Origin of the sequence: Kribbella albertanoniae, assembly GCF_004348455.1 — a bacterium.
GTDB lineage: Bacteria > Actinomycetota > Actinomycetes > Propionibacteriales > Kribbellaceae > Kribbella > Kribbella albertanoniae.
This window is the reverse complement of record NZ_SMKA01000366.1, coordinates 1-7,326: the sequence shown is the minus strand read 5'-3', so window position 1 is coordinate 7,326 and position 7,326 is coordinate 1. Positions and strand designations below refer to the sequence as shown.

Here is a 7,326-nt window from a genome sequence, read left to right as displayed (position 1 = left end):
CCCCTCACCACCGGGGCCTCTAGCTCAATTGGCAGAGCAGCGGACTTTTAATCCGCGGGTTGTGGGTTCGAGTCCCACGGGGCCTACCAAAACCCCAGGTCAGAAGCCTGACCTGGGGGTATGTAGAGGACGCCGCCTCCGGCGCGTGCGCCCACCGTGGTCTCTCCGGAACCGGACGGGCGGCTGGCGGGCGGATGGTTGGGCCCGACTTCGGCCATGAGCCTCGCTACGTCCGAAGACCCGCAGTACGTGGTCGGCGTGTTTTCGGACGCAACGATGGATCTGCGTGGGCACGACGCGGCTCGGGTTAGTGGTGGGTGGGGCGGATCTGTGCCACTGATCAACCCGCTCCTGGCCGGTCCGGCCCGGCCGCGCTGAGCGTGAACCGACCAGGCGACGCAGAGTTGATCAGTGTCGGCGGTCCGCCCTCCCCACGTCACCCCATTCGGTACAGTGGCTTCGTTCGACGCGCCACCACGAGCAGCCCCGCCTCGACTGTGCGGAGGATGCCGCCGGTAAACGATGGACGGCGGCACGAAGGTCACACTCGGCCGCCCGCCCCCACACTCGCCGACTACGCACTGGACCAGGGACCACCGGCGACCCCGACCCAGTCCGCCCCGCCGCGCCGTACCAGCCCCACTCCCACCCAATTCGCACCCGCTCCCGCCCCGACTGCGCGACTTCGAGGGATAGCCCCCGAGCCGGAGGGTTGCCCATCGAGATTTTCAGGGGGCAACCCCCTGGCTCAGTGGGCATCCCCTGAGATGGGGGGCGGGCCAAGACGGGCTGATCGCCGATGCGGTGCAGTACGGCGGCGATGGGGAGCGCTACCCCACCGAATCGGGCGGTGGCGCTCCCCAGCATCGCTGGACAGCACGGCGTTTGGCGCTGGCGGCGAACAGTCGGGCTCGGCGGCTGAGTTGGACGGGACCGCGGAACCCCAGGGCGCAGGGCTGACCTGGGGGTTCGCAGTGGTTAGAGATAGTACCAGGTGACGTTGACGTCTTGGCCGCCGAGGCCGTAGGACTCTATGGCTACGGTCATGACGGGGTTGCCTTTGGTTTTGCCGCCTACGTAGAAGCATTTGACGTACTGGAAGCCGTCTTTGGGTGGGCAGGACTGGTCGGAGCGGTAGGCGACTCGCTTGCCTTCGATGCTGTGGGAGTTGGCGGCGAGGAGGTGCATGCCGTCCCAGTAGGGGTCGCTGCTGGCGGAGTTGCAGGTGGTGATCTCGCCACCGACCTGGCTGTCGTTGTACCAGGCGGTGGCGGCGCAGTTGGCCAGGCGCTTGATGGCGGTTGAGCGGGAGCTGAAGTCGCCGCTCCAGGACATGCCGGCTGCGTGGGCCAGGCCGGTGTTGGCGGTGAGCAGGAGGGCGCTGGCGGCTGCTGCGGCACCGAGGCGGGTGGCTATCGCTTTGTAGGAGTTCATGGTGACTACCACTTTCGATAGGTGGGGCGTGTCGTCAGTGGAGCGGCGGTGGGCGTCAGGCTGGGCATGGTCCGGTGGCGCGGCGACGAACCGGGGTTGAATAGATTGCGGCACTGTGTGGGCGCAAATGTGTGGAAATCCCCAGTAGTACAAGGGAATATGACAGTTGCTGGTGGCATGGATCGAAGATGAGGTGGCGGGGTGATTGGTTGTGGGACGTTGGCTTGGGTGGAGCGGCAGCTCGAGGCGGGCGAACGGGTCGTCGGGGCTGCGGTGTTGCATGGTGGGATCACGGCCGAGATGCGCAGGCTGACGATCGGTGCGCGGGACGGCAGCAGTCGGGAGTTGGTACTGCGGAGCTTCGTGGACGTGGCGGAGGCCGACGACTGGCTCAGGAGGGAGGCTGAGGCGCTGCGCGTGCTCGCGGAGACCGGCGTACAAGCGCCTGAGCTGGTGGCGGTTGATGCGGGGGCGGAGGAGTGTGAGTATCCGTCGTTGTTGATGACGCACCTGCCGGGCCGGACGATCCTCCACGACGAAGGCGTGGAGACGCGCATCCCGTTGCTGGCAAAGCAATTGGTCGCGATTCATGCGGTTCGGCCCGCCGAGCAGCCTCGGGGGTTTGTGGCGCTGTCTACTGCCGAGACTGCTGTGGTGCCTAGAGGGGCTGACTGGTCGGCGGCGATAGACATGATCCGGAAGCCGCGGCCGTCGTACGACGGATGTTTCCTGCACCGGGATTTTCAGCCGGGGAACGTGTTGTTCGACGGTGGGCGGATCTCGGGGGTTGTGGATTGGGCTGGTACGGCGTGGGGTCCCGCGGAGCTCGATGTGTCGCATTGCTCGACGAACCTGGCGTTGTTGCATGGGCCGGAGTGGGGGCTGCGGTTCGCCGAGGCTTATGAGCAGGCCGGCGGGGTGCTGTCCCCCAACAGGCAGTACTGGTTCGTGCGGGATGCGCTCGCGGCCTCGGAGGAGCTCGAGGTGGTGTCGCAGCCGTGGCGGGAGGCTGGGCGGACCGAGCTCACGACGCAGGTAGTCGAGGAGCGGCTGGATACGTACATCAGTGCTCTCGTGGGCGGACCAGACCTAGGTCGTAGGCGATGATCGTGGCCTGAACCCGGTCTCGGGCGTCCAGCTTCGACAGCAGCGCATTCACGTGGGTCTTCGTCGTACCGATCGCGACGCCCAGGCGGTCGGCGATCTCGGCGTTGGTGAGGCCGGCGGCGATGAGGGTGAGGACCTCGCGTTCGCGCGGGGTGAGTTTGGCGAGGGCTTCGGCGCTGGTGGTTGTCGGGGCACCGGCGGCGAAGGCTTGGATCAGGCGGCGGGTGACGGCGGGAGCCAGCATGCCGTCGCCGGCGGCGACGACGCGGATGGCGGTGAGGAGGTCGTCGGCCTGGGCGTCTTTGAGGAGGAAGCCGGAGGCGCCGGAGCGGAGGGCCTCGTAGACGTACTCGTCCAGGTCGAAGGTGGTGAGGACGAGGACGCGCGGGCGGTCGCCCTTCTGGGTGAGCAGGCGAGTGGCCGACAGCCCGTCCAGGCCGGGCATCCGGATGTCCATCAGGACGACGTCCGGATCCAGCGAAGCGGCGAGCGCGACTGCCTCGGCGCCGTCGCCGGCCTGGCCGACGACGGTCAGGTCGGGCTCGGCGTCCACGATCGCGGCGAAACCGGCACGGACCACAGTCTGGTCGTCGACGACCAGGACCCGGACAGTCATCAGGACAGCTCCTTCTCAGCCGGTGTTCGAGGGGCTGGGGTGCCGTCCTCGTCCAGTGTTGCGAGTAGTTCGCGCATCGCGGTCAGCGCGGATCGTGCCTCGGCGGTCACGTCGGCCAGCCGGCCGGCCTCGGCCAGAGTGATCATCGTGTGCGTGCGGGTCAGGACGCTGTGGTGCAGTCCGGCGGCGATCCGCTGCCGTTCGGTGTGGACTCCGACCTCGGTCGCGTAGACGAGCCTGGCCAGGGTCTCACCGGCATGGTCCCGCCGCCGGGTTCGCCGCTGCCGGATCAAGAACCCGAGCACCCAGAAGCCCAGCAGCACAATGATCAGGAAGAACGCGATCACCCCGCCCACGAAAAGCTGAAACCCCGGTCCGTCCTCGGACGGGATGTCCATCAGCATGACTCCCGCCGCCAGGCCGCCACTGGCCCCCGCGACGAGCGTCGACAGGGCGCCCACTACCGGATCGCCGCCGTACACAGCGACGGCGTAGACAGCGGCCGCCGGCGCGAAGACCCCGAACGCCATCGACGGCGCGAGTGCATCGGGGAGCCAGTCGAGACCGATCGCGAGCGGCCAGAGCCAGGCGGCGACGGAGATGCCGGCCACCACGGTCCAGGGGCGGTCCCGGCGACCGAGCAGGATCAGGCAGGGGATCAGGGCCAGCAGGATCGCCAGGCTGATCGTTGCCGTGTCGAGCCCCGGCTCGTCCGAGATGAAGCCGGCCGTCCCGCCGACCGCCGGGATCGTGACAGCAACCAGTACGCCGAAGTCGGCAAACCACCGCTCCTGCCACCGAACGCCCGGCTGCGGCAAGGCAATAGCAGCCTCAGCAGGGAGACTCGCCCGGACCCGCCAACCGCCATCCGGGCCAGGCCCCGCGGTGAGCGCCCCGCCGGCCGCCTCAGCCCGGTCCCGCATACCGGCGACTCCGCGCTGACCGCCTTGGCCGGACGTCGCCGTACCGGTGGCTTGCCCGTTCTCCACCAGTACGTCGACGCGGTCATCCGCATGTGTGACCAGAACCCGTACGGCGGCTCCAGGCGCATGCCGCAGCGTATTGGTGAGCGACTCCCGCACGATGCCGAAGACGGCGTCGGCGACCTGACCGGTCAGCTCGGGCGTGACGTCGACGACGACCTGCTGCCCCAACCGCGTGAAGGCATCGGCCAAGCCGGCGATCCGTGCATTGAGCGGTTCGGACTGCTCGCGCTCACCCGTTTCGAGCATGGCCACCAACTGATGCAGGGATCGCAGCGTCTCGCGGCCGGTCTTCGCGGCGTAGGCCAGGGCCTCGGTGGCCAGTTCCGGCCGGGTAGCGGCCAGCCGCTCGGCCGCCGTACCGCTGACGACGATCGATGTCAGGTGGTGAGCGCTGACGTCGTGCAGTTCACGGGCGAGCCTGCGGCGCTCCGTCGCCGCGGCCTGCTGCCGATGGGCCTCGGCGTCGCGCACCTGCTGGGCGGCCCGGTCGCGAGCGGCGAGGCGACGGCGGCGCCGCTGCCCGCCGTTCAGAATGGCGAGGTGCAAGACCAGGTTGATCACGGTGTCGCCGATGGCTTCCAGACCTGGGCCGTAGACGATCACCGAAGTCAGGGTCAGGACGACGTTGAGGGCGGCGAACGCTCGCCAGCCGACAACGATCCGGCAGCGCACCGCTACGGAGTACAAGGCAACGACCTCGACCGGCAGGACGGCCAGTCCAGGAGGCGGTGCCGAGACATAGCCGATCAGCAGTACGGCGGTCGTCACACCGAGCGTCGTGAGGGGTGCGCGGCGCCGGAAACCCAAGGCGACTGCGGCCACGATCGATGCCGCAGCCGCCGCGACGAGCTGCTGGTCGCTCATCGGCATTTCCAGATCGTCCGGGATGAACGGCAACAACGCGAGCCACCCGACACCCAGGATGATCGGCAGCAGCCAGTTGCGGACGTGTTCCATCAGAGCCAAAGCATAGGGGTTCTCTACCCGGCGACCGGGCGTCTCTACCCAGCGATAGAGGCGGCGATCGTGCTTCCGGCCGACGCGGATCCGGCCGCCCGTCAGCATCCTTGAGCTATGACCATCACCCATCCGGCAGCGCCCGCCCCGGCCCCGCAGACCGCCGAATCTGTCACCTACGATCAGCTCGCCCGGGTGACCGGACGGCATGACTGGTGGCGGCCGATCATCGGCACGTTCGTCCTGCTCGGCTTGACCGTCGTCGGGATGATCCTGGTGTTCGCGCGGTTCGAGTCGATCGCTACGTCCCTGGACTTCCCGATGGACGCCGACGGCATGCGAATCTACGACGACCTGACCGAGACCGCGTTGAGTCTCGCGACGATCGCGATGGGGTTGCCGGCGCTGGCCTTGACGCTGTGGTGGTTCCAGCGGCGGACGTGGGGATCCGTCACCTCGGTGACCGGCCGGCTCCGGCGGTCCTGGCTGGCCGGCTGCTTCGCTGTCGCGCTGGTGGTCTTCGTCATCAGCGCGGTGATCATGGGGGTCGTGGGTGCCCTGACCGAGCCCGAAACGACGACGTCCGAGGACGTCTGGGTGGGTTGGGGAACGTTCGCCGTCGGGCTGCTCATGCTGCTCTACTTGGTCCCCCTACAGGCTGCGGCCGAGGAGTTCCTCTTCCGCGGCTGGTTGCTCCAGGCAACTGGCTCGTTCCTGCGCAACCCGATCCTGATCGTGATCCCGCAAGCCCTGCTCTTCGCCGCGGCCCACGGCTGGGGCACGGTCTGGGGTTTCATCGACCTCACCGTCTTCGGCGTCGTCGTCGGCTGGCTCACTATCCGCACCGGCGGTCTCGAGGCCGCAATCGCCTTGCATGTCACGAACAACTTGACCGCGTTCATCATGTCCTCGATGTACGTCGGCGGTCTCGCCACCGACGAGACGGCGGCCGACATGCCGTGGCAGTACGCCCTCGTCGACATGGGCATGATCGTGCTCTTCGCCGTACTGATCCTCCAGCTGGCCAAGCGCTTCAAGCCAGCCGTTCAGTTGAATGCGTCGGCGAGCAGGTCGTAGGCCGGAGGCGGCGGGGTGTCATCGGTGGTGGTTGTGACCGAGAGAGTGAGCTGGTGGATGGCGTCCGCGGAGTGGTAACTCCAGGTCCGGTAGCCGAAGATGCCGCCGGAATGGCCCCAGAGGGTCAGGTTCGGAAGAGCGATGCGGCTGAGCCCCAGGCCGCTGCCATGCCAGGCGTCATCGGTGAGGATCGTTGTCTGCATGGCTTCGAGCTCGGCCGGACGGAGGAGCTTGCCGGTGAGGAGAGCGGCGTAGAACCGGTTGAGATCGCTGGCGGTGGAGACGAATTCGCCGGCGGCCCAAGCTTGTGACGCGTTGAAGTCGCTGATATCGACCAGTTGGTCGTCGACGGTCAGGTAGCCGCGGGCGTGCGGCTCCGGAAGCGTCGCGACATCCCCCGGCGCACCAGTTTGCTGCAGGTCCAACGGATGAAGGATCCGGCTCTCGATCTCGGTTTCGAACGACTTGCTGGTGGCGGCTTCGATGATCAGGCCCAGCACGAGGTAGTTCGTGTTGGAGTACGAGTAGGTCGCCCCGGGCTCGAACGACAGCGGCTGTACGGCGGCGCTGTCGACCGTGGCCCGAGGATCCCAGTGCACGAAGCGATCCCGGATGACTCCGGCCGTATCCGGGAGGTCTTTGGTGTAGTCGTACAGACCGCTCGTGTGGTTGAGCAGCTGGCGAAGGGTGATCGCCTTCCCGGCAGGAACGACACCCGGCAACCAACGGTCGACGCTGTCGTCCAGCGCCAGGACTCCCTCACCGACCAGTTGCAGTACGACGGTCGCCGTGAACGTCTTGGTGACACTGCCGATCCGAAACGAACCAGCCGGGTCGACCGGAATCGCCGTACCGATTTCTGCAACTCCACTCGCGCCCACCCAAGGCCCATCGGCGTCCTGGTAGTGCAGGAGAGCGCCGGCCGAACCGGAAGCAACCAGGGAGTCGAGGAACTTCTGCAGGTTTCGCATCCCCCAAACCTAGAGGGTGACGTCCGGTACTTCGAAGGTTTGGATCGTGTTGGGTTCGAACCAGGACCAGAAACGGGTGCCGTGCATGGTCGTGTCCTGGGCGGATTGGTAGTGGGTGGTGCCGGGGGTGGTGGACCAGCGGGGGATGGGCGCTCCGTCGGTGGAGGGTTTGCTGAAG

7 protein-coding genes and 1 tRNA gene are annotated in these 7,326 nt (G+C 67.5%); 4 read left to right on the top strand and 4 right to left on the bottom strand.

All coding sequences use genetic code 11. The features are described from left to right. Positions 1 to 13 precede the first annotated feature (13 nt). Positions 14 to 89, top strand: a tRNA-Lys gene (locus E1261_RS41550). A gap of 127 nt (positions 90 to 216) precedes the next feature. Beyond that, complete coding sequence (locus tag E1261_RS45660; protein ID WP_165952824.1) at positions 217 to 378, top strand: hypothetical protein; 162 nt, start codon at positions 217 to 219, stop codon at positions 376 to 378. Positions 379 to 978: 600 nt separating this feature from the next. On the opposite strand, the gene E1261_RS41545 is transcribed toward E1261_RS45660, so the two are convergent. Beyond that, positions 979 to 1,434, bottom strand: coding sequence for a hypothetical protein (locus tag E1261_RS41545; protein WP_132415265.1), 456 nt, complete (start codon positions 1,432 to 1,434; stop codon positions 979 to 981). Between the two features lie 228 nt (positions 1,435 to 1,662). On the opposite strand from E1261_RS41545, the gene E1261_RS41540 reads away from it, so the two are divergent. Next, entirely contained in the window at positions 1,663 to 2,541 is an 879-nt protein-coding gene (locus tag E1261_RS41540; protein WP_238176777.1) for a phosphotransferase family protein, read from the top strand. Here the strand turns inward: E1261_RS41540 and E1261_RS41535 are convergent. After that, positions 2,498 to 3,157, bottom strand: coding sequence for a response regulator (locus tag E1261_RS41535; protein WP_132415264.1), 660 nt, complete (start codon positions 3,155 to 3,157; stop codon positions 2,498 to 2,500). The two genes, E1261_RS41540 and E1261_RS41535, sit on opposite strands and share 44 nt — an antisense overlap. Beyond that, on the bottom strand, positions 3,157 to 5,100 hold the full coding sequence (locus tag E1261_RS41530; protein ID WP_165952823.1) for a sensor histidine kinase: 1,944 nt from the start codon (positions 5,098 to 5,100) through the stop codon (positions 3,157 to 3,159). The genes E1261_RS41535 and E1261_RS41530 overlap by 1 nt, the downstream gene beginning before the upstream one ends. A gap of 117 nt (positions 5,101 to 5,217) precedes the next feature. On the opposite strand from E1261_RS41530, the gene E1261_RS41525 reads away from it, so the two are divergent. Further along, complete coding sequence (locus tag E1261_RS41525; RefSeq protein WP_132415262.1) at positions 5,218 to 6,177, top strand: CPBP family intramembrane glutamic endopeptidase; 960 nt, start codon at positions 5,218 to 5,220, stop codon at positions 6,175 to 6,177. Here the strand turns inward: E1261_RS41525 and E1261_RS41520 are convergent. Continuing rightward, on the bottom strand, positions 6,147 to 7,148 hold the full coding sequence (locus E1261_RS41520) for a serine hydrolase domain-containing protein (RefSeq protein ID WP_132415261.1): 1,002 nt from the start codon (positions 7,146 to 7,148) through the stop codon (positions 6,147 to 6,149). The two genes, E1261_RS41525 and E1261_RS41520, sit on opposite strands and share 31 nt — an antisense overlap. Positions 7,149 to 7,326: the final 178 nt, after the last annotated feature.